General features: G+C 60.2%; 1 protein-coding gene. It reads left to right on the forward strand.

Going from position 1 to position 1328, the window contains the following annotated elements; all coding sequences use genetic code 11:
- Positions 1–1328: immunoglobulin-like domain-containing protein (locus ACFY9W_RS29060; protein WP_391138297.1), on the forward strand; the 1328-nt coding region annotated here is incomplete at both ends.

Here is a 1328-nt window from a genome sequence, read left to right on the forward strand (position 1 = left end):
AAGTCGATCGCCTCGGTCACCGGCGCAGGCAAGTTCGAGCAACTGACCCTGGATAAAACGCCGGTCAGCACCGAAGTCACCGACGAGCCAGGTACTCCAGGCAACCCAGGTGCTCCGGGCACTGAGAACCACGGCGACAAGGTCGAACTGAGCATCGTTGCCAACCAGACCTCGGTCTTCGAGAACGAGAAGCCGACCTTCACCATCAGCATCAAAGAGAAGCTGGACCAGGACCTCACCGTGCAGTTGGGTGAAGGCAAGTCGGTGGTAATCACCAAGGGCACGCTGTCTGCTGTCTGGACCAACGATGTCCAAGGTGAAGACGTCTACGTCGATGGCGACTCCCTGACCGTCGGCATCACCGGTGTAAGCGTGCCGGATGGTCGCCAGTTCGAGAACCTGGTCGTGACCCAGTCGTCGGCCAGTGTCGAGATCAAGGACACCCTGACCGAAGTCGTAGCCAAGCTGACCGCGACTCCGGAGGTGACCGAAGGCGGCAACATCATCTACACCGTGACCCTGCACGGTCCGAATGGCTTGCCGATCAACAACCACGGTGCAATGACCTTCACCTTGAGTGACGGCAAGACCACCATCAACGTACTGGCCAACGAGAGCAGCGGCAGTGTGACCGTGGCTGCGCCGGACAACGTGTACATCGGCGACACCAACGTCAGCCTGTCGCTGAAGTCGGTGGAAGGCCCAGGTGCAAGCCGCTTCGAAGACCTCAAGCTGGACGACAAGGCTGCCAGCACCAAAGTGGTCGACGAAGCCGGCGTGGGTACTCCAGGCGACAACAACCAAGGCGACAAGGTCGAACTGAGCATCGTTGCCAACCAGACCTCGGTCTTCGAGAACGAGAAGCCGACCTTCACCATCAGCATCAAAGAGAAGCTGGACCAGGACCTGACCGTGCAGTTGGGTGAAGGCAAGTCGGTGGTAATCACCAAGGGTACGCTGTCCGCTGTCTGGACCAACGATGTCCAGGGCGAAGACGTCTATGTCGACGGCGGCAACCTGATCGTCAGCATCACCGGCACCAGCGTGCCGGATGGTCGTCAGTTCGAGAACCTGGTGGTAACCAAGCCTTCGGCTACTGTCGAAATCAAGGACACCCCGACCGAAGTCGTGGCCAAGCTGACCGCGTCTGCCGAAGCGACCGAAGGTGGCACCATCACCTACACCGTGACCCTGACCGGCCCGGATGGCCTGCCGATCAACAACCACGGCGCGCTGACCTTCACCCTGGCCGACAAGACCGTGATCAACGTGGCAGCCAACGCTACCACCGGATCGGTAACTGTCGCCGCGCCGGACAACGTCTACAT

It is taken from the genome of Pseudomonas sp. NPDC008258 (assembly GCF_042956345.1).
Classification (GTDB): domain Bacteria; phylum Pseudomonadota; class Gammaproteobacteria; order Pseudomonadales; family Pseudomonadaceae; genus Aquipseudomonas.